Origin of the sequence: Streptomyces sp. NPDC006283, from assembly GCF_040613325.1 — a bacterium.
Classification (GTDB): Bacteria; Actinomycetota; Actinomycetes; order Streptomycetales; family Streptomycetaceae; genus Streptomyces.
Genome location: NZ_JBEXRZ010000108.1, coordinates 1 through 22,989 on the forward strand (window position 1 = coordinate 1; position 22,989 = coordinate 22,989).

At 74.2% G+C, this 22,989-nt stretch carries 11 protein-coding genes; all 11 read left to right on the plus strand.

All coding sequences use genetic code 11. From position 1 onward, the window contains the following. On the plus strand, window positions 1–6,272 hold a 6,272-nt coding region (locus ABZ070_RS21875), incomplete at its 5' end, for an amino acid adenylation domain-containing protein (RefSeq protein WP_356636323.1). A 17-nt stretch (window positions 6,273–6,289) separates the two neighbouring features. Further along, on the plus strand, window positions 6,290–7,708 hold the full coding sequence (locus ABZ070_RS21880; protein WP_356636325.1) for an enoyl-CoA hydratase/isomerase family protein: 1,419 nt from the start codon (window positions 6,290–6,292) through the stop codon (window positions 7,706–7,708). Then, window positions 7,705–8,757 carry a pyruvate dehydrogenase (acetyl-transferring) E1 component subunit alpha gene (gene pdhA / locus ABZ070_RS21885; protein WP_356636327.1) on the plus strand — a complete coding sequence of 351 codons (1,053 nt, stop codon included), beginning with the start codon at window positions 7,705–7,707 and terminating at the stop codon, window positions 8,755–8,757. The genes ABZ070_RS21880 and pdhA overlap by 4 nt, the downstream gene beginning before the upstream one ends. After that, window positions 8,757–9,767 (plus strand): alpha-ketoacid dehydrogenase subunit beta, encoded by a 1,011-nt coding sequence (locus tag ABZ070_RS21890; protein ID WP_356636329.1) that lies wholly within the window; start codon window positions 8,757–8,759, stop codon window positions 9,765–9,767. The genes pdhA and ABZ070_RS21890 overlap by 1 nt, the downstream gene beginning before the upstream one ends. After that, the gene (locus ABZ070_RS21895; RefSeq protein WP_356636331.1) at window positions 9,764–10,684 is read left to right on the plus strand and encodes an alpha/beta fold hydrolase; all 921 of its coding nucleotides are present in this window, start codon (window positions 9,764–9,766) and stop codon (window positions 10,682–10,684) included. The genes ABZ070_RS21890 and ABZ070_RS21895 overlap by 4 nt, the downstream gene beginning before the upstream one ends. Window positions 10,685–10,712: 28 nt before the next feature. Continuing rightward, window positions 10,713–10,931, plus strand: a complete 219-nt coding sequence (locus ABZ070_RS21900; protein WP_356636333.1) for an MbtH family protein — start codon at window positions 10,713–10,715, stop codon at window positions 10,929–10,931. Beyond that, window positions 10,928–12,241 carry a PLP-dependent aminotransferase family protein gene (locus ABZ070_RS21905; protein WP_356636335.1) on the plus strand — a complete coding sequence of 438 codons (1,314 nt, stop codon included), beginning with the start codon at window positions 10,928–10,930 and terminating at the stop codon, window positions 12,239–12,241. Before ABZ070_RS21900 ends, ABZ070_RS21905 begins: the two co-directional genes overlap by 4 nt. Window positions 12,242–12,449: 208 nt before the next feature. Further along, window positions 12,450–19,994, plus strand: a complete 7,545-nt coding sequence (locus tag ABZ070_RS21910; RefSeq protein WP_356636337.1) for an amino acid adenylation domain-containing protein — start codon at window positions 12,450–12,452, stop codon at window positions 19,992–19,994. A 17-nt stretch (window positions 19,995–20,011) separates the two neighbouring features. Beyond that, window positions 20,012–21,280: an LLM class flavin-dependent oxidoreductase gene (locus ABZ070_RS21915; protein ID WP_356636339.1), complete on the plus strand. Its 1,269-nt coding sequence runs from the start codon at window positions 20,012–20,014 to the stop codon at window positions 21,278–21,280. Next, entirely contained in the window at window positions 21,277–22,125 is an 849-nt protein-coding gene (locus ABZ070_RS21920) for an LLM class flavin-dependent oxidoreductase (RefSeq protein ID WP_356636341.1), read from the plus strand. The genes ABZ070_RS21915 and ABZ070_RS21920 overlap by 4 nt, the downstream gene beginning before the upstream one ends. Window positions 22,126–22,156: 31 nt before the next feature. Then, window positions 22,157–22,989, plus strand: an 833-nt coding sequence (gene metK, locus ABZ070_RS21925; protein ID WP_356636343.1) for a methionine adenosyltransferase, incomplete at its 3' end; no start/stop codon positions are given.

Here is a 22,989-nt window from a genome sequence, read left to right on the forward strand (position 1 = left end):
CCGACGACGCCCTCGACGACCTCGTCGGCTTCTTCGTCAACACCCTCGTCCTGCGCACCGACACCTCCGGCGACCCCACCTTCCGCGAACTGCTGGAGCGGGTACGCGAGACGGACCTCGCCGCCTACGCCAACCAGGACGTGCCCTTCGAAAAGCTCGTCGAACGGCTCCGCCCCGAACGCTCCCTGGCCCGCCACCCCCTGTTCCAGGTCATGCTCGCCTTCCAGAACAGCGGCGAGGCACGCCTGGCGCTGCCCGGCCTCGACGCCCGGGCGCTGCCCGTCGGCGTCGGCATCGCCAAGTTCGACCTGCACCTGAGCATGGTCGAACTCCGCGCCGCCGGCGGCGGCCCCGGCGGCATCCAGGCCGCCCTGGAATACGCCACCGACCTGTTCGACCGCACCACCGCCCAGGCGCTCGTCGACCGGCTGCTGCGGCTCCTCACCGCCGTCACGGACGACCCCGACACCACCATCGGCCGCGTCGAACTCCTCGACGCCGCGGAACGCCACCGCATCCTCACCGACTGGAACACCACGCACGGAACGGAGCACGCCCACGATGCGCGCGTACCGGAACTTCTCGAACGCCAAATGGCGCGTACGCCGCACGCTCTGGCGCTGGTGCACGACGATGGCCGGCTGACCTACGCCGAGCTCAACGCCCGCGCCAACCGCCTCGCCCGCCACCTCGTCGAGCAGGGCGCGGGCCCCGAGCAGATCGTCGCCCTGCGCCTGCCGCGCTCGCCGGACCTGTACGTCGCCGTGCTCGCCGTCCTCAAGACCGGCGCCGCCTACCTGCCGATCGACATCTCCTACCCGGCGGAACGCATCGCGTTCATGATCGACGACGCCCGTCCGGTGACCGTCCTCACCGCCCTGCCCGCGGACCTGTCCGCCTACGACGACAGCGACCTCACCGACGCCGACCGCACCACACCGCTGCTGCCCGCCCACCCGGCGTACGTCATCCACACCTCCGGCTCCACCGGCACCCCCAAGGCCGTCGTCATGCCCCACGCCGGCCTGGTCAACCTGCTGACCTGGCACGCCCGCCGCTTCCCCGGCGGCACCGGGATCCGCACCGCCCAGTTCACCGCCATCGGCTTCGACTTCTCGGTGCAGGAGATCCTCTCCCCGTGGGTGATGGGCAAGACCCTCGTCGTGCCCTCGGAGGAGGTCCGCCGCAGCGCCGAACTCCTGGCCGGCTGGCTCGAGGAGCAGCAGATCGGCGAACTGTTCGCCCCCAACCTCGTCATCGAGGCGCTCGCCGAGACCGCGGCCGAGCAGGGCCGCACCCTGCCCCACCTCACCGACGTCCTCCAGGGCGGCGAGGCCCTCACCCCCACCGAACGCGTACGCACCTTCGCCCGCGCCGTGCCCGGCCGCCGCCTGCACAACGTGTACGGCCCCGCGGAGACGCACGCCGTCACCACCCACACCCTGGCCGCCGACCCCGCCGCCTGGCCTGCCTCCGCCCCCATCGGACGGCCCGTCGACCACGACCGCGTCTACGTCCTCGACAACGCACTGCGCCCGGTGCCGGCGGGCGTCACCGGCGAGCTGTACCTGGCCGGCGCGGGCGTCGCCCGCGGCTACCTCGGCCGCCCGCGCACCACCGCGGAACGCTTCGTCGCCGACCCCTACGGCGCACCCGGCACCCGCATGTACCGCACCGGCGACCTCGGGCGCTGGAACACCGCCGGCGAGCTGGAGTTCGCCGGCCGCATCGACCACCAGGTCAAGATCCGCGGCTTCCGTGTGGAGCCCGGCGAGGTCGAGTCCGCCCTCACCGCCCACCCGCACATCGCCCAGGCCGCGGTGCTCCCGCACGGCGAACGGCTCGTCGCCTACGTGGTGCCCCGGCCCGGCGCCGACCTGGCCGAAGTCCGCGAACACCTCGCCGCCCGCCTGCCCGACTTCATGGTCCCCACCGCCTACGTGCCGCTCGACGCGCTGCCGCTCACCGTCAACGGCAAACTCGACCGGGCCGCCCTGCCCGCCCCCGACGCCCCCCACGCCCCAGGGCGCGCCCCGCGCACCCCGCGCGAGGAGATCCTGTGCGGCCTGTTCGCCGAGGTCCTCGGCGCCCAGCAGGTCGGCATCGACGACAACTTCTTCGACCTCGGCGGCCACTCCCTGCTCGCCACCCGCCTCATCTCCCGCATCCGCACCGTCCTCGGCGCCGAAGCCACCCTGCGCGACCTGTTCGAGGCGCCCACCGCCGCGGGCCTGGGGGAGCGGCTGGAGCAGGCACAGGGCACCCGCCCGGCCCTGCTGCCCGCCAACCGGCCCGACCGGCTCCCGCTGTCCTACGCCCAGCGCCGCCTGTGGTTCCTCGGCCGCCTCACCGGCGGCGACCCCGGCTACAACATGCCCGTCGCCCTGCGCCTCACCGGCCGCCTCGACCACACCGCCCTGACCGCCGCCCTCGGCGACCTCGTGGACCGCCACGAAACCCTGCGCACCGTCTTCCCCGAAGGCGACGACGGCAGCCCCCACCAGCTCGTCCTCGACCCGGAGACCGCCCGGCCCGCCCTCGGCCTCGCCGACAGCAGCGAGGACACCCTCGCCGCCGACCTGGCGGCCGCCGCCCGCCACAGCTTCGACCTCACCCGCGAACTGCCCCTGAAGAACACCCTCTTCCGCCTCGGCGACGACGAGCACGTCCTGCTGCTCCTGCTGCACCACATCGCCGGCGACGGCTGGTCACTGGCGCCCCTCGCCCGCGACCTGGTCACGGCCTACACCGCCCGCACCGCGGGCCGCGACCCCCACTTCGCGCCGCTGCCCGTCCAGTACGCCGACTACACCCTGTGGCAGCAGGCCCTCCTCGGCGACGAGGACGACCCCACCAGCCTCATCAGCCGGCAGTCCGCCCACTGGAGGCAAGCACTCGCCGGCCTGCCCGAGGAACTCCAGCTCCCCGCCGACCGGCCCCGGCCCGCCACCCCCGCACACCGCGGCGAAGCCGTCTTCCGCACCCTCGACGCCGACCTGCACGGCCGGCTCCTCACCCTCGCCCGCTCCGCAGGCGCCAGCCTGTTCATGGTGCTGCAGGCCGCCGTCTCCGCCGTCCTGACCCGGCACGGCGCCGGCACCGACATCCCCGTCGGCAGCCCCATCGCCGGCCGCACCGACGACGCCCTCGACGACCTCGTCGGCTTCTTCGTCAACACCCTCGTCCTGCGCACCGACACCTCCGGCAACCCCACCTTCCGCGAACTTCTCGACCGCGTCCGGGAGTTCGACCTCGCCGCCTACGCCCACCAGGACGTGCCCTTCGACAAACTCGTCGAGGACGCCCACCCCGGCCGCTCCCTGTCCCGCCACCCCCTCTTCCAGGTGCTGCTCGCCCTGCAGAACACCCCCGAAGCCGTCCTGGAACTGCCCGGGCTCACCGCCCGCCCCGAGGTCGCCCACCTGGGCGCCGCCAAGTTCGACCTGACGTTCAACCTGGCGGAACGGCACGGCCCCGCAGGCGAGGCCCACGGCATCGACGCCGTCCTCGAATACAGCACCGACCTGTTCGACCGCAGCACCGCGGAAGCACTCACCGACCGGCTCATCACCTTCCTGCGGGCCGTGGCCGCCGACCCCGACACCACCATCGCCGACGTGCCGATCCTCGGCGACGGCGAGGCGGACCGGCAGATCACCGGCTGGAACGACACCACCCACCCCCGCGGCCTGCACACCGCCGCCGCCTCCCTGCCCCGCCGCGTCACCGAACAGGCCGCCCGCACCCCGCACGCCGTCGCCGTCACGGAAAGCGGCGGCACCTGCCTCACCTACACCGAACTCGAGACCCGCGCCAACCGTCTCGCCCGCCACCTCATCCGCCACGGCGTCACCACCGAGACCCGCATCGCCGTCCTGGCCGAACGCTCGGCGCAGCTCGTCGTCACCACCCTCGCCGTCCTCAAGGCCGGCGGCGTGTACGTGCCGCTGCACACCGGCTACCCCACCGACCGGATGCGGCACGTCCTCGCCGACACCGACGCGGCCCTGCTGCTCACCGACGCCCACCACGCCGCCACCGCCGCCCGCCTGGCCGTGCCCACCCTCACCGTCGACGCCGCCACGGCGGCCGACGAACAGGACACCACCGCCCCCCACGTCACCGTCCTGCCCGACCAGCTCGCGTACATCATGTTCACCTCCGGCTCGACCGGCCTGCCCAAGGGCATCGGCATCACCCACCGCGACGCCATCGCGCTGGCCGTCGACCGCTGCTGGGAGATGCACGCCGGCTCCCGCGTCCTGATGCACTCCCCGTACGCCTTCGACATCTCCACCTTCGAACTGTGGAGCCCCCTGCTGGCCGGCGGCCGGATCGTCGTCGCACCCCGCGGCGACATCGACGCCACCGTCCTGCGGCACACCCTCGCCGCCCAGGGCGTCACCTCGCTGCTGCTGACCGCCGGCCTGTTCGGCGTCATCGCCGACGAGGACCCGGAGGTCTTCACCGGCGTCACCGACGTATGGACCGGCGGCGACGTCGTGTCGCCCACCGCCGTGCGCCGCGTCCTGGCCGCCTGCCCCGGCACCGTCGTCAAAACCCTCTACGGGCCCACCGAAACCACCCTGGGCTGCACCTGGCTGCCGTTCACCGACCCCGGCCGCATCCCGCCCGCCGTCCCCATCGGCAGGCCGCTGGACAACACCCGCGCCTACGTCCTCGACGAGCGGCTGCGCCCCGCACCGCCCGGCGTCACCGGCGAGCTGTACATCGCCGGCGCCGGACTCGCCCGCGGCTACCGGTCCCAGAGCGCCCGCACCGCGGAACGCTTCACCGCCGACCCCTTCGCCCACCTGTTCGGCGACACGGGCGGCCGCATGTACCGCACCGGCGACCTCGCCCGCCGCGACACGGACGGCGTCCTCCACTTCTGCGGCCGCGCCGACCAGCAGGTCAAGATCCGCGGCTTCCGCGTCGAACCCGGCGAGATCGAGACGGCCCTCGCCGCCCACCCGGACGTCACCCGCGCCGCCGTCGTCGCCCGCCCCGGCCGCGCCGGCGACAAGGTCCTCGTCGCCTACCTCGTCACCGCCCCCGGCGCCGCGGGCGCCGGCCCCGACGAACTGCGCGCCGACCTCGAACAGCAGCTGCCCGACTACATGGTCCCCGCCGCGTTCGTCGCCCTGCCCGCCCTGCCCGTCACCCCCAACGGCAAACTCGACCACGACGCCCTGCCCGAGCCCGACTGGGGCGGCGGCAGCGGACGCCCGCCCCGCGGCCCCCGCGAGGAGATGCTGTGCGACCTGTTCGCCGAGGTCCTCGGCGCCCAGCGGGTCGGCATCGACGACAACTTCTTCGAACTCGGCGGCCACTCCATGCTCGCCACCCGCCTCGTCGGCCGCCTGGGGACCGTCCTCGGCACCGACATCGGCGTCCGCACCCTCTTCGAGGCGCCCACCGTCGCCGCCCTCACCGCCCGCATCGACGGCGGCGACAGCGCCCACGACCCCCTCGGCGTGGTCCTGCCGCTGCGCACCGGCGGCAGCCGCCCGCCCCTGTTCTGCATCCACCCCGCGGGCGGCTTCGGCTGGATCTACTCCGCACTGCTGCGCCACACCGACCGCGAACAGCCCCTGTACGCCCTGCAGGCCCGCGGCCTGGCCCGCGAGGAGGAACTGCCCGCCTCCATCGACGCCATGGCCCGCGACTACGCCGAACAGATCCGCAAAACGGTGCCCGACGGCTCCTACGAGATCCTCGGCTGGTCCTTCGGCGGCCTCGTCGCCCACGCCGTCGCCACCCGCCTCCAGGCCGAAGGCGCCCGGGTGAGCCTGCTCGCCGTCCTCGACGCCTACCCCGACGCCTACGACGGCACCGAACACGAGGTCGGCGAGGAACAGGTCCTGGCGATCCTCCTCAACGCCGCCGGCATCGACCGCGCCGACACCTTCGGCGACGCCCCGCTGCAGCGCGCCGCCGTCCTCGACGCCCTGCGCGACGCGGGCAGCGCCCTGGCCAACCTCGACGACGACTCGGTCGGCCGCATGGTCGGCGTCTTCCTCAACAACACGCGCCTCATCCAGAACTTCCGGCCGCAGCCCTTCGGCGGCGACCTGGTGTTCTTCGCCGCCGGCGCCGGCCGCACCGACCCGGCGCTCACCCCCGGCAGCTGGCGCCCCCACGTCACGGGACGCATCGAGGAGCACCACCTGGACACCGACCACGCCGGCCTGGCCCGGCCCGAGGCCCTGGGCGTCATCGCCAAGACGCTCGCACACCGGGACGAGAACGCGCCTCGGACCAGCAACTGACCGATCGGAGACACACCGTGCGCACACCGACCATCGCAGCGGAAGACCGGACCCTGCCGGCCCACACGCCCGACACCCCGCCCACCGCCGCCGTGCTGCGCGCGCTGCCGGCCCACCCGCCCACCCCCACCGGCGAGTTCGCAGCAGACCGCACCGCCGTCACCACCTACCTGCAGTCCACCATGCGCATCGTCGCAGCCCTGCCGCCACGCACCGAACGCACCCCAGGCCAGCACAGCGACGCCGCCGCCGTCCACGACGAGGCCCGCACCGTACGGCGCCGGTTCCTCGCCACGCACGCCGAACGCGTCTACGCCGAGCTGACCGACGGACTCACCCTCAGCCCCCGCCTGGACGAACTCGTCGCCCTCGCCGCCCACCACTTCCCGGGCCTGGTGCCCACCCGCGCCCAACTCGCCGACGACGCACGGCACATGCAGCGCAACAAGGAAGGCTGGGAGATAGCCGTCGGCGTCTTCCTCCATGCCGTGCTGAACGCCCCCACCGCCGGCAACCACCTGCTGCGCTCCATGCTGCGCCCCACCCCGCGCGCCCTCGCCGCCCTCCTCGACTACCGGCTCACCGGCCACACCGACCTGGGCATCGCCACCGTCACCCGCCGCGACGGCATCGCCCATCTCGAACTGTGCAACGACGAGTTCCTCAACGCCGAGGACGACGCCGCCGTCGAAGCCCTCGAAACCGGCACCGACCTCGTGCTCCTCGACCCCGCCAGCCACGTCGGCGTGCTGCGCGGCGCCGCCCAGACCCACCCCGCCTACGCCGGCCGCCGCGTCTTCAGCTCCGGCATCAACCTCACCCACCTCTACCACGGCGACATCTCCCTCCTCGGCTTCCTGCTGCGCCGCGAGGCCGGCTACATCGCCAAGTTCGTCCGCGGCCTGTGCCTCGACGAGAGCACCGGCGACGGCTGGTGGCCCGACGCCGACAAGCCCTGGGTCGGCGCCGTCGACTCCTTCGCCATCGGCGGCGGGCTGCAGATCCTGCCCGTCATGGACCGCGTCGTCGCCGCCGACGACGCCTGGTTCAGCCTCCCCGCCATGGAGGAGGGCCTGGTACCCGGCGTGTCCAACCTGCGCCTGCTGCACCCGGCCGGCTCCCGCCTCACCCGCCGCCTCATCTTCTGGGGCCACAAGCTGAAGGCCGCCGACCCCGAAGCCTCCCCGATCGTCGACGAGACGGCGCCCGCCGACACCATGGACACAGCCGTCGAACGCGCCGCCCAGCACCTGGACCACCCGGCCGTCGGCGCCAACCGGCGCATGCTGAACCTCGTCGAGGAACCCGCAGACCTCTTCCGCCGCTACCTGGCCCAGTACGCCTACGAACAGGCCTGCCTGCTGCACAGCCCCGCCCTGACCGACACCCTGGAACGCACCTGGATCAACCGCAGCCGCGGCGGCGGTTCCCGATGACCGTGCTCGACACCGCACCCCGCACCGCCGCGCCGCCCGCCGGCCCCCCGCTGCCCGACGGCACCGCACTCGAGCTGTACCGGGCCATGGTCACCGGCCGCGCCTTCGACCGGCAGGCCACCGCGTTCACCCGCCAGGGCCGCCTCGCCGTCTACCCCTCCTCACACGGCCAGGAAGCCTGCCAGACCGCGTCCGTGCTCGCCCTGCGCGCCACCGACTGGCTCTTCCCCACCTACCGCGAAAGCGTCGCCCTGCTCACCCGCGGCATCGACGCCACCGAGGTCCTCACCCTCTTCCGCGGCGACCGCCACTGCGGCTACGACCCGCGCGCCCACCGCACCGCCCCCCAGTGCACCCCGCTCGCCACCCAGTGCCTGCACGCCGCCGGACTCGCCGACGCCGCCCGCATGCGCGGCCACGACACCGTCGCCCTCGCCTACGTCGGCGACGGCGCCACCAGCGAGGGCGACTTCCACGAAGCCGTCAACTACGCGGCCGTGCGCCGCGCCCCCGTCGTCTTCTTCGTCCAGAACAACCAGTACGCCATCAGCGTCCCGCTCGCCAAGCAGACCGCCGCCCGCGCCCTCGCCGACAAGGCCGCCGGCTACGGAGCCGCCGGCGTCCGCGTCGACGGCAACGACGCCGCGGCCGTCCACGCGGCGGTCGCCGAGGCCGCCCACCGCGCCCGCACCGGCGGCGGCCCCACCCTCGTCGAAGCCCTCACCTACCGCATCGAGGCCCACACCAACGCCGACGACGACACCCGCTACCGCCCGGCCGACGAAGTCGCCGCCTGGAGGCGCAAGGACCCCGTCGCCCGCCTCGAACGCCGCCTGCTGGCCGACGGCGTACTCGACGAGCAGGCCGTCGCACAGACCGCCCGCGCCGCCGACGAGCTCACCGCCCGCCTGCGCCGCGCGTTCGACACCCCGCCCCGGCGCGACCCGGCCGAGATGTTCCAGCACGTCTACCACCAGCCGCCGCACCACCTCAAAACCCAGGCGGCCCTCCTCGCCGCAGAGACGGCCGCCGCCGGACAGGACACCTGATGCCCACCGCCACCCCCGGCACCGTCACCATGGCCAAGGCCCTCAACACCGCCCTGCGCGACGCCCTGCGCGCCGACGAGAACACCCTCGTCTTCGGCGAGGACGTCGGCACCCTCGGCGGTGTCTTCCGCGTCACCGACGGCCTGGCCCACGAATTCGGCGAGGACCGCTGCTTCGACACCCCCCTCGCCGAATCGGCGATCATCGGCACCGCCGTCGGCATGGCCATGTACGGCTACCGGCCCGTCGTCGAGATGCAGTTCGACGCCTTCGCCTACCCCGCCTTCGAACAACTCGTCAGCCACGTCGCCAAGTTCCGCGCCCGCACCCGCGGCACCCTGCCCCTGCCGCTGACCGTCCGTATCCCCTACGGCGGCGGCATCGGGGGAGTGGAGCACCACAGCGACTCCTCCGAGATCTACTACATGGCCACCCCCGGCCTCACCGTCGTCACCCCCGCCACCGTCGCCGACGCCTACTCGCTGCTGCGCCGCTCCATCGACTGGCCCGACCCCGTGGTCTTCCTCGAACCCAAACGCCTGTACTGGCACAAGGAAGCCACCTGCCTGCCCACCGACACCGGCCCCCTCGGCTGGGCCGCCGTACGCCGCCGGGGCACCGACGCGACCCTCGTCACCTACGGACCCGCCCTGCCCACAGCCCTCGCCGCCGCCGACGCGGCCGCCGAACAGGGACTGAGCCTGGAAGTCGTCGACCTGCGCACCCTCGCACCCTTCGACGAGGAGACCGTCAGCGCCAGCGTCAACCGCACCGGCCGGGCCGTCGTCGTCCACGAAGCCCACGGCTTCGCCGGGCCCGGCGCCGAGATCGCCGCCCGCATCACCGAACGCTGCTTCTACCACCTGGAAGCACCCGTCGGCCGCGTCGCCGGATTCGACGTGCCCTACCCCGCACCCCTCCTCGAAACCCACTACCTGCCCGACGTCCAGCGCATCCTGGACGCGGTGGCCCGCCTCGAATGGCCCGCCGGCCGGGCGGCGACGACATGAACACCCGCCCGGCGGGCCCCTGGTACCGGTGCCCGGCCCCCCGCCCCGCCGCCCGCCTGCGGCTGCTGTGCTTCCCGCACGGCGGCGGAACCGCCGCCGCCTACCGCCACTGGCCCGCCCTGCTGCCCGACGGCGTCGAACTCCACGCCGCCCAGTACCCCGGCCACGCCGACCGCATCACCGAACCCCTCCACAGCGACCTGCACACCCTCGCCGACCAGGCCGCCGACGCCGCCCGCCCCCTCACCCACGGGCCGTACGCCCTCTACGGGCACAGCCTCGGCGCACTCGTCGCCCACGAGACCGCGCTGCGCCTCCAGGCCGCCGGACACCCGCCGCTGCGGCTCGTCGTCTCCGGCATGCCCGCCCCCCACCTCGTCCGCCCCGGCGCCGTCCACCGCGCCGGCGACAGCGCGCTCATCGCCGAACTGCGGCGCCTGGAGGGCTTCCCCGACGAACTGCTCGCCCACCCCGACATGGTCGACATCGTCCTGCGCACCGCCCGCGCCGACTATGCGCTCGCCGAGACCTACCGGCCACGCCCCCAAGCCCTGCTGCACACCCCGATCACCGTGCACCGCGCCACCGAGGACCCGGAACTGACCGCCGCCGAAGCGGCCGGCTGGAGATCCGCCACCACCGGCCCCGTCCGCGAACAGACCTTCCCCGGCGGCCACTTCCACCTCGCCCAGGATCCGGCACCCGTCCTGCTCGACCTGACCTGCGACCTCGTCAGCGCCGCGTCAGGCCGCTGGCAGCAGCCCCCGCCAGCCTGGACGGGGACCACCACACGCCTACCGTCGCCGAACACCGGGAGACCGGGAGACCGGCATGACTTCATCCCCCTCGTGAACGAGGGGGATGCATACGGCTCGCGCAGTGGGGTTTCTGCTTCACCGCCGACTGCCCCGGCCTGAAGGCCGGGATTTCTACGGAAGGAACACGATGAGCAACCCCTTCGAGGACGCCGAGGGCACCTATCTCGTCCTGGTCAACCACGAGGGCCAGTACTCGCTGTGGCCGTCCTTCGCCGAGGTCCCGGCCGGCTGGACCGTCGCCCTGCCGGCCACCGACCGCGACAGCGCCCTCGCTCACATCACCGAACACTGGACCGACATGCGGCCCCAGAGCCTCATCGACGCGATGAACGGCACGGCCGCGTGAGTGCGGGCCTGCTCGAGGCGCCGGGCCTGGCCGCACCCCCGCTGACCACCGCCGACCTGCACGCCAGCCTCACCGACCCCGCCCTGACCTCGATGACCCTGCTCAACGAGATCACCGGCAACCACCCCCAGGCCGTGTCGTTCGCCGCAGGCCGCCCCTTCGAGGGCCACTACGAGACTGAGGCCCTCCATCGCCACCTGCGGCGCTTCACCCGGCACCTCGAGGAGGACCGCGGCTTCGGCGAGGAGCAGATACGCCGCACCCTGTTCCAGTACGGGCCCACCAAAGGCGTCATCAACGACCTCGTCGTCCGCCAGCTGCACACCGACGAGCACATCACCGCCGACCCCGAGGCGGTCCTGGTCACCACCGGCTGCCAGGAAGCCATGGTGCTGCTGCTGCGCGCCCTGCGCCGCGACGACCGCGACACCGTCCTGGCCGCGGCCCCCACCTACGTCGGCTTCACCGGAGCCGCCCGCCTCACCGAGACGACGGTCCGCCAGGTCCCCGAAGGGCCCGGCGGACTCGACGCCGACGACCTCACCCGCGCGGTGCGCGCCGCCCGCGCCGAAGGGCTGCGCCCCCGCGCCTGCTACGTCGTCCCCGACTTCTCCAACCCCGGCGGCGCCCGCATGTCCGAACCCGACCGCCGGCGGCTGCTGCGCGCCGCGGACGAGCTGGACATCCTCCTGATCGAGGACAACCCGTACTCGATGTTCCACGACGGCGACGGCCGGCTGCCCACCCTCAAGTCCATGGACCGCTCCGGCCGCGTCGTCTACATCGGCTCGTTCGCCAAGACCGCCTTCCCCGGCGCCCGCATCGGCTACGTCGTCGCCGACCAGCCCGTCGCCGAGGGCGGCCTGCTCGCCGACCAGCTCGCCAAGCTCAAAAGCATGCTCACCCTCAACACCTCGGCCCTCGCCCAGGCCGTCATCGGCGGACTGCTCCTCGAGAACGGCTGCAGCATGGAACGCGCCTGCGCCCGCGAGGCCGCCGTCTACCGCACCAACCTGCGAGCCCTCCTCGACGGACTCGCCACCCGCTTCCCGCCCGGCAGCGGCGTCACCTGGAACACGCCCGCCGGCGGCCTGTTCGCCGTCCTCACCGTCCCCTTCACCGCCGACGAGGAGGCACTGGAGCACTCCGCCCGCCGCTTCGGCGTCCTGTGGACCCCGATGTACCACTTCTACGCCGGCACCGGCGGCCAGAACCAACTCCGCCTGTCCTACAGCGTGCTGACCCCCGCCGACATCACCACCGGCCTGGACCGCCTCGCTGCCTTCGTGACGTCCCGCACGCCCCGCTGACCGCCGGGCCGGAGGGGGCCCGGTGCGGGGCGCGGTCCCGGGGCCGTACCGGGCGCACCCGACGACCTGCCGTCGACCAGGACACCCCCGTCAGCCCGACGTCAGCGGCACGTCGGCGCTCCCCGCCACGCTCGTGTGCGGACGGTGCAGACCGCCGGGCCGAGGTCAGCCCGCGGCAAGCCCTCGGATCCGATTCAGGAGACACCCGATGACCAAGCTCCAGACCCCAGGCGCGCATCACCTCGCGACCGCCGGCCCAGGGGCGGACGAGGCACGCCGCATACCGCTCACCGAGGAGCAGCTGGGGCTGCTGCTGCAGCACCGCGCCGACCCGGCCGCCTCCCCGTACAACGTGCCGCTCGCCCTCGACCTGCGCGGCCCGCTGGACGCCGCCGCCCTCGAGGCCGCTCTCGGCCGGCTCGTCGCCCGCCACCCGCTGCTGTCCGCGCGGGTCGCCGACGACGACCACGGCGACGGGCCGCCCTTCCTCGAAGTCGACCCGGCCCGCACCCCCCGCCTGGAGCGGCGCACCGCCGGCGCCGCCGGCGGCGACTGGCCCGCCAGGTCCCTGCTCGCCGACGCCCGCCAGGAACTCGACCTGGAACGCGACGGGGTGCTGCGCGCCGTCCTCATCGGCCACGGCCCCGAGCACCACACGCTGCTGCTCGTCGTCCACCACCTCGTCGTCGACGGCGAATCCACCGGCCTGCTCCTCGCCGACCTCATCACCGCCTACGAGCACGGCGACATCCCCGGCCCGCCGCCGGCCGCTTTCGGCACCTACGTGGGTGAACGCGCCCGTGAGGCGGACAAGGACACCGCCACCGCCGAGGCGTACTGGCGCGAGCGCCTCGCCGACGCCGACCTGACCGTCGACTTCCCCCTCGACACCCCCGGCGGCGGCCAGGGGCCGGCCGGCGACAGCGCCCCCCAAGAGGCGGTCGTCCCCCTCGAGCTGGACCGCGAACTGTGGACGCAGATCACCGAGTTCTCCCGCGCCCACCGCGCCGGCGCCGCCGCCGTGCTGCTCGCCGCCTACCTCAAGGCCCTGGCCACCTACGGCCGGCAGGCCGCGCCCACCGTCGGCGTGCCGTTGGGCGCCCGCACCGACCCCCGTTTCGACCGCACCGTCGGACACTTCGTGCGCACCCTGCTGGTCCGCGCCCCCGGCCAGGACAACCTGAGCGCCGCCGCGTTCGTCACCGGCGTGCAAAGGGAACTCGCCCGCGCCGTCGACCACTCACGGCTGCCGTTCCCCAAGATCGCCAAACTCGCCCCCCACGCCGGCTCCGGCGCCCCGTTCAACTGCACGTTCGTCCTGCACAGCTGGGCCGACGCCACCGCCGCCGCCACCGACGGCGTCGACCTGCGCGGCGGGCTGCGCGCCCACTGGCGCCAGGACGTGCCCACACCGGGCCTCGGACTGCTCACCCTGGAGCTGTACGAGGGCGAGGGCCGGCTGCGCGGACGCCTCAAGTACGACGCCTCCCGCATCGAGGCCGCCACCGCGGAGGCGTTCACCGAACACGTCACCACCCTCGCCGGGCAGCTGGTCGGCGAACCGGACGCCCCCGTCGCCGCGCTCGACGGGATCGGGCCGCGCGCCCGCGCCACCCTCGACTACCTCAACGCCACCGACCACCCGATCCCCGACACCGACATCGACAGCCTGCTGCGCGCCCGGGCCGAGGAACGGCCGGACGCCGTCGCCGTCGAGTTCGGCGACTCCCGCTGGACCTACCGCGACCTCGACACCCGCATCGACGCCTACGCCGCCGGGCTGGCGGCCCGCGGCGTGCGCCCCGGCGACCGGGTCGGCATCATCCTGCCGCGCACCGACGAGGCCGTCGCGGTGATGCTCGCGGCCTTGCGCACCGGCGCCGCGTACGTCCCGCTGGACGCCGCGCACCCCGAGGCCCGCCGCCGCCACATCGCCGCCGGCAGCGGCATGCGGCTGGCCGTCGTGGACGCCTCGACCGCCGCGGCCTGCCCGAAGGACCCCGGCCCCGACACCGTCCTGCTCTGCGACCTCCCCGCCGCTTCCCCCGCGACGCCCCCGGCCGGCGGGCCGACCGCGGACAGCGCCCTGCACATCCTCTACACCTCCGGCTCCACCGGCATGCCCAAGGGCGTGCAGCTCAGCCACCGCGCCCTGGTCACCGACGTCCTCGCCGCGATACGGCACTTCGGCATCGGACCCGACGACACGATGCTCCTCAAGGCGCCGTTCACCTTCGACGTCAGCGCCCACGAGATGCTCGTCGCGCTCGTCGCCGGCGCCCGCCTCGTCGTCGCACCACCCGACGCCGAACGCGACCCCGACCTGCTCGCCGACACCCTGCAACGCCACGGCGTCACCCTGCTGCACGCCGTCCCCTCCCAGTTGCGGCTGCTGCTGGAGGCCGACAGCTTCCCCGCCAACCGCACCCTGCGCACCGTCGTGTCGACGGGGGAGTCCCTTCCCAACGAGCTGCGCACCGCCTTCGAGGCTGCCCACCCCGCACGGCTGCACAACGCGTACGGCCCCACCGAGACCTCCTACTCCACCGTGTTCTCCTGGGCGCGCGGCGACGACGCCTTCTGGACGAGGCGGGCCGAGGTCCCCATCGGCGTGCCGTTCGACAACATTCGCTGCCACGTCCTGGACGAACACCAGCGACCCCTGCCGCCGGGCGCCCCGGGCGAACTGTGGATCGGCGGCGGCACCGTCTCCGACGGCTACGTCGGCGACGCGGAACGCACCGCCGACCGCTACCGCACACTCGACCTCGGCGGCCGCGCCGACACGCTCTACCGCACCGGCGACCTGGTCCGGCTGCTCCCGGGCGGCGCGCTGACCCACCTGGGCCGACTCGACGACCAGGTGAAGATCAACGGCAACCGCGTCGAACTCGGCGAGGTCCGGGCCGCGTTGATCTCCCTCGAAGGCGTCGAGGACGCCACCGTCCAGGCCGCCCGCCACGCCCAGGGCAGCCTGCAGATCGTGGCCCACGTGGTGGCCCCGGCGACCGAATCGACGACGATCCGCAACGCCCTGAAGCCGCTGCTCCCGTCCCACATGATCCCCGCCCACCTGCACCGCGTCCCGCGCATCCCCCTCCTGCCCAACGGCAAGACCGACCGCCAGGCCCTCGCCGCCCTGACGGCCGACGCGTCCGGCCAGGCCCCGGCGGGCTCTACGCCGCAGCCGGCGGCCACGCCAGCGACCGCGTACGGGCCCGACGGCCCGGCGGCAGCCGGCGGCCCGCAAGGAGCCGGACCCGGTGCTGCTGCGGCACTCGCGTCGGCGGGGGAGACGTCGACCCCCGTCGCGTCGGGCGGCGCTGCCGCCCACCCGGCGGCCGCCACACCCGTACCCGCCCACGGCGGCGCTGCCGCTCGGGCAGCCGCAGGCGACGGTGACCGCACGGTCCCGGCCGCCTCCGCCCACCCCGCCGCAGGCGGTGCCGCGGCAGCCGCACCCACCGGCCCCGCCGGCGCCACCCCTCGCGTGCTGGAGGTCGTGCGGGGCGTGTGGGCCGAGTTGCTCGGGGACACCGGGGACCAGGCGCAGTTCTTCGAGGCCGGCGGCGACTCCATCCTCGCCATGCAGCTCGTCTCCCGGCTGCGCCGTGCCGGGTTCACGCTCGCTATGCGCGACATCTACCGCAACCCCGTCCTGGCCGACCTCGCCGCCCACCTCGACGACGGCGCCCAGCCGCAGCCGGCGCAGCCCGGCGCGGGCAGCGACGACGAACCCCGGGCCGCCGCGCCCGCGGGGGCGGTGTCGCCGCTCGCCCCCGTGCAGTCCTGGTTCTTCCGGCACATCAAGACCGACCCGCACCAGTGGAACCAGTCCGTCCTGCTGGAGCTCAACCACTGCGTCGACGCCACCGTCCTGCGGCTGGCCCTGCAGGCCGTCGTCGCCGCCCACCCCGCCCTGTCCGCCAGGTTCGACGACGACGTCGAGGGCCGGCTCATGGTCCGGGCCGCGCCGTTCGCCGCGTACCCGGCGCGTGAGGTCCTGTGGGAGCGGGACATCACCAGCGAGCCGGAACTCGACCAGGCGATGGAGGACGTCGAGCGCAGCCTCGACCCGCTGCGCGGCGTGCACGTACGCGCTCTGCTCGCCCACGACCGGCGGTCGGCGACCGCCCCCACCCACCTGCTGATCGCGATCCACCATCTCGTCGTCGACGGCGTGTCGTGGCGGATCCTGTTGGAGGACCTCGAGCACGCCCTGGCCTCGCTCGCCGACGGCGCCCTGCCCGCGCTGCCCGACGAGGCGTGCCGCTACGAGGACTGGATCGCCTCGCTGCCCGCCGTCGCCGCCAGGCCCGGCGAGGCCGACTACTGGCGCACCCTCGCCGCCGCCCGCGCCGAGGCGCAGACCCTGCTGCTGACCACGCCCGCGCCGGACGAGGAGCACATCCGCCGGGTGGAGTTCGCCCTCGACGAGGAGGCGACCGCCCGTCTCATCGGCCCCCTGCCGCGCCAACTGGGCCTGGAGGTCCACCAGGTGATGACCGGCGCGTTCGCGCAGGCCCTCGCCCGCTGGCGCGGTACGCGGGCCGTGACGTTCGACGTGGAGACCCATGGCCGGCACGGACGGGACGAACTGTTCCGAACCGTCGGCTGGTTCACCTCCATCCACCCCGTCGTCCTGGGCGCCGACCGTTCCGTGCACCCCGAGCAGTACCTGGCGCAGATCGGTGCGGCGCTGACCGCCGTGCCGGACGGCGGCGTCGGCTTCGGCGCGTGCCGCGAGTTCTCCCCCGACGCCGGGCTGCGGACGCTGCTGCGCGACCTGCCGCCCGCCCTGGTGTGTTTCAACTACTACGGCCAGGCCGACCAGTTGAGCCCGAACGGCGGTTTCCGCATGTCGGGTCGCCCCATCCCGCGCGAGCACTCCGCCCGCTGCGAGCGGGTGTACGGCATCGAGGTGTACGGCATCGTGCACGGCGGCCGGCTGCGCATGGGCCTGACCTGGGTGCCGAGCCCCGCCGACGGGGTGGACGAGGCCGGCGTCGACGCGCTCGTCGACCAGATGAGCTGGGTGCTGGCCACCCTCGCGGGCACCGACCCGCGAACGGTGACCGCGGCCGAGATCACCGCTCCCGGCGCCGCCACGCCCGCCCGCGCCCCGCGCGCCCTGACCGCCGCCCCGGCCACGCCGGCCGCCCCGGGCAGCCCGCGCACCGCCGAAGGCGACGACCACGGCGACGGCCCGGAGACCGTGCCGGTCACCCCCCAGCAGCACGGCCTGCTCCTCGACGCGCTCGCCCACCGCGGCACCGGCCGCTACGTGGAGCAGCTGTTCTGGCGCTGGCACGGCCCCCTGGACACCAGCCGGTTCACCGCCGCCTGGCAGGCCGTGTTCGACCGCGAGACCGTGCTGCGCGCCGCGTTCGACTGGCAGGACGAGCCCTGCCTGGTCCTGCACGACCACGTCACCCCCGAGGTCACCCGGCACACCGCGGGCTCCGCCGCGTCCGCCGACTTCGACGCGCTGATGGAGAGCGACCGGCTGCGCGGCTTCGACCTGCGCACCCCCGGCCTGCTGCGGGTCACCCTCGTCGACGACCCGGCGCCCGACAGCGGCGGCGAGCCCCCGGCGGTGCGGATCCTGCTCACCTTCCACCATGTGCTGCTGGACGGCTGGAGCGTGTCCATCCTGCTCCAGGAGTTCTACCGGGCCTACCTCGCCGGTGGTGTCCTGCCCGGCGGCGAGCGGCGCCCCGACGTGCGCGACTACTCGCGCTGGCTGGCCGACCAGGACACCGCCCCCGCACGGGAGTTCTGGTCCGACGCCGTCCCTGCCGCGGCACCCGTCGTCCAGCCCGCGATCCCGGGCCCGGCGACCGGCCAGAGCGGTGCGGGCCGGGCCGAGTGCCGGCTGAGCGCCGCGGAGGCCGACCGGCTGCGCGCCTGGGCGGCGGCCCGCGCCGCGACCGAGTCCAGTGCCCTGCAGGCCGTGTGGGCGCTGCTGCTGTACCGGGCGGCCGGCACCAGCGGCCCCGCGCCGGTGGGCTTCGGCGTGACCGTCTCCGGCCGCGGCATCGCCCTCGACGCGGTCGAACGCCTGCCGGGGCTGCTGATGAACTCGCTGCCCATGACCATCCAGGTCGACCCCGCCCACAGCCTGCCCCGGCTGCTGACCGAACTGCGAGACCAGGCACTGGACATGGCCGCCTACGAGTGGGTCTCGACGGGCCAGATCCACGAGTGGAGCGGCCGCAAGGCGGGGGAGAAGCTCGTCGAGAGCCTCATCGTCTTCGAGAACTATCCCCGCTCCTCGGGCGACCTGGAGTCCGCGCTCGCCGCCCAGGGCATCCGCGTCGAACTGCCCGACGCGGCCGGCTCGCAGACCGCGTTCCCGGTCACCCTGCTCGCCTACCGCGACGTCGACGGCTCGCTCGTCCTCGCCGCCGTCCACGACCGCGGCCGGATCGCCGACGCCGACGCCGACAAGCTGGTCACCCAGTGCGCCCGGCTGCTGCGCGAACTGCCCGGCACCGCCGACGAGACCACGACCGTCGCCGACGTCCTGGCCACCGTCACCGACGCCGACCTGCCGCGCATGGCCGAGCGCTCCGAGCAGCCGGCCGACGCCGGCGAGGACGCCCACTGGCCCGAGGGGCCGGAGGCCGACCTGGTCAAGGCGGCCTGGGAGGCCGTCTTCGGCACCACCGACGTCGATCCCGGCGAGCACTTCTTCGAAGCCGGCGGCCACTCCCTGCTCGCCATGCGGCTGCTGCGCGAGATCAGCCTGCGCACCGGCCGGACCCTGCGCCTGGACGAGCTGCTCGCCCACCCCCGCGCCGGCCAGCTCGCCCGGCTCCTCGCCGAGGGCCCGGACGGGAGCGAACCGTCCGAGGGCGCCGGGTCGGTGCTCGTACCGCTGCGCCCCGCCCGGCGGGCCGGCGCGGGCACGATCCACCTCGTCCACCCGCCGGGCGGCCAGGTCGCCTGCTACGCGCAGCTCGCGGCCGGCTACCCGGGCCCCGAGGCGCTGGTCGGCATCCGCGACCCGCGCGTGGACGACCCGCACCCCGAGTACCGCTCCACGGAGCAGCTGGCCGAGCACTACCTGAAGGCGCTGCGGCCCGCGCTGGACGCGGGCGAGCGGATCGTGCTCGGCGGCTTCTCGGGCGGCGGCGTCATCGCCTACGAGATCGCGCAACGCATCACCGAGGAAGGCGGCACGCCGCCGCTCGTGGTGATGGTCGACGCGGGCGCACCGGACGGCGAGCTGACCGACGCGGAGGCGGACGGGTCGTTCGCGAACCAGCTGCGGTCGGTCGCCGAAGGCCGCACCGCGCCGCAGCCCGCCCCCGCCGACGACACCCCCGCAGACGCCCCCGCCGAAGCCGACGCCAACGTCGCCGCCGCCGAGGCCGCCGCCGGCCCGGCCGGCGAACCTGACGGTTCCGCCGCCTACTTGGCGGAGATCGCCCAGATCGCCGAGTGGATGCGCGGCGACGGCGGCGGCGACCCGGTCGCGCTCATGCGCGACAGCGTCGAGGCGATCCAGCGTTACCGGCCCCGCCCCTACCCCGGTCCCGTCGTCGTGCTGCGCGCGGGGGACACCGGATTCGGCAAGGGCACCGACTACGACGAGAGCGACCGGTTCCACGGCCGCCCCGGCCTCGGCTGGGAGGACCACGTCGAAGACCTCGCCATCCGGGTCGTGCCCGGCAACCACGTGACCATGCTGACCGGCGACAACGTGCGCAGCCTCGCCCGGATCCTGGCGTCCGCCGTCAAGAACTGAACCGAGGAGACCCCACCATGACCACACCCCGCCGGCGCATCACCCTCGCCGGCATCATCGACGGCCCCGGCGGCCATGTGGCCGCCTGGCGCCACCCGGCGACCAAGGCGGACGCCCAGCTCGACTTCGACTTCCACAAGAACAACGCCCGCACCCTCGAACGCGGCCTGTTCGACGCCGTGTTCATCGCCGACATCGTCGCCGTGTGGGGCACCCGCCTCGACTCCCTGTGCCGCACCTCGCGCACCGAGCACTTCGAACCGCTCACCCTGCTCGCCGCCTACGCGGCCGTCACCGAGCACATCGGACTGTGCGCCACCGCCACCACCACCTACAACGAACCGGCCCACATCGCCCGCCGGTTCGCCTCGCTCGACCACCTCAGCGGTGGCCGCGCCGGCTGGAACGTGGTCACCTCCGCCGCGCCGTGGGAGTCCGCCAACTTCGGCTTCCCCGAGCACCTGGAACACGGCAAGCGCTACGAGCGGGCCGAGGAGTTCATCGACGTCGTCAAGCAGCTGTGGGACAGCGAAGGGCGCCGCATCGACCACCGCGGCAGCCACTTCGAGGTGCCCGGCCCGCTCGACATCGCCCGCCCCCCGCAGGGCCGCCCCGTCATCATCCAGGCCGGATCCTCGCCCGTGGGACGGGAGTTCGCCGCCCGCCACGCCGAGGTGATCTTCACCCGGCACAACCGGCTCTCCGACGCCCAGGACTTCTACACCGACCTCAAGCAGCGCGTCGCCGCCCACGGCCGCGACCCCGAGAAGGTCCTCGTGTGGCCCACCCTCGCGCCGATCGTCGCCGCCACGGAGGCCGAGGCCAAGCAGCGCCTGCAGGAACTGCAGGACCTCACCCACGACCACGTCGCCCTGCGCACCCTGCAGGACCACCTCGGCGACGTCGACCTGAGCGAGTACCCGATCGACGGGCCCGTGCCCGACATCCCGTACACCAACCAGTCCCAGTCGACGACCGAACGGCTGATCGGCCTGGCCCGGCGCGAGAATCTCAGCATCCGCGAGCTCGCCCTGCGGCTGATGGGCGACATCGTCGTCGGTACCCCCGAGCAGCTCGCCGACCACATGGAGAGCTGGTTCACCGGCCGGGGCGCCGACGGCTTCAACATCGACTTCCCGTATCTGCCGGGCTCCGCCGACGACTTCGTCGACCACGTGGTGCCCGAGCTGCAGCGCCGCGGCCTGTACCGCTCCTCCTACGAGGGCACCACCCTGCGGGCCAACCTCGGCATCGACGTCCCCCGGAAGGCAGGTGCAGCGGCATGACCGCCCCCATCCTCGTCGGCGAGATCACCACCCGCGGCCCCGCCGCCGACTCGCTCGGCACACTCACGCGGGCCGTACGCGCCGCCGAGGCCGCCGGCCTCGACGCGGTCGTCCTCGACGACGGCGCCGCCCCGGGCGACAGCGCGCAGGGCCGGTTCGAGACGACGACGCTGGCCGCCGCGCTGGCCGCCGCCACCGAGACGATCGGCCTGATCGTCTCCCCGCTCCCCGCGGACCAGGCCCCCTACCACGTGGCCCGGATCACCGCGTCGCTCGACCACCTCGGCCACGGTCGCACCGGCTGGCTGGCCGGTGCGGCCGACGCCGACGGCCGCACCGGCGAACTCATCGAGGCCGTACGCGGCCTGTGGGACAGCTTCGACGACGACGCCTTCGTGCACGACCGCGCCGACGGCCTGTACTGGCGGCTTGCCGCCATCCACCGCCTCGACCACCAGGGCCGGCACTTCGACGTCGCGGGCCCCCTCAACGTCGCCCGCCCGCCCCAGGGCCACCCCGTCGTCACCGTCACCGACCCCGCCCTCGCCGGCGCGGCCGACCTCATCCTGCTCGAGGGCGCCGACGCCGCGCGCGAGAGCAAGCAGCGCGCACCGCACACCAAGGTCCTGCTGCCGCTGCCCGCGGCGGCCGGCGCCGACGAGGCGGCCGCGCTGCTCGCCGACAGCGCCGCGGACGGTTTCACCGTACGGCTGAACGGCGCCGACGACCCCGTCCTCGCCACCCTCGCCGCCCTCCCGCGCCAGGGCCGTCCTCGGCACACCACCCTGCGCGAACGCCTCGGCCTGCCGCGCCCCGCGAGCCGCCACGCGCTCACCACCGTCTGACGCCCGTCCGCCCGCTGCTTCTTGGAGAGTCATGTCCCGTCGTCTGTTCACCTCGGAGTCCGTGACCGAGGGCCACCCCGACAAGATCGCCGACCAGATCAGCGACACCGTCCTCGACGCCCTGCTGCGCGAGGACCCCACCTCGCGGGTCGCGGTGGAGACACTGATCACCACCGGCCAGGTGCACATCGCCGGCGAGGTCACCACGAAGGCGTACGCACCCATCGCCCAGCTGGTGCGCGACACGATCCTGAGCATCGGCTACGACTCGTCGGCCAAGGGCTTCGACGGCGAGTCGTGCGGCGTGTCGGTGTCCATCGGCGCCCAGTCCCCGGACATCGCGCAGGGCGTCGACACCGCCTACGAGACACGCGTCGAGGGCGAGGACGACGAGCTCGACAAGCAGGGCGCCGGCGACCAGGGCCTGATGTTCGGCTACGCCACCAACGAGACACCGTCCCTGATGCCGCTGCCCATCGAGCTGGCCCATCGGCTCTCCCGCCGGCTGACCGAGGTCCGCAAGGACGGCACCGTCCCCTACCTGCGCCCCGACGGCAAGACCCAGGTCACCATCGAGTACCAGGGCAGCCGCCCGGTCCGTCTCGACACCGTCGTCGTCTCCTCCCAGCACGCCGCCGACATCGACCTCGGCTCGCTGCTGACCCCCGACATCCGCGAGCACGTCGTCGAACACGTCCTGGCCGCACTCGCCGAGGACGGCATCAAGCTCGAGACGGACAACTACCGCCTCCTGGTCAACCCGACCGGTCGTTTCGAGATCGGCGGCCCGATGGGCGACGCCGGCCTCACCGGCCGCAAGATCATCATCGACACGTACGGCGGCATGGCCCGCCACGGCGGCGG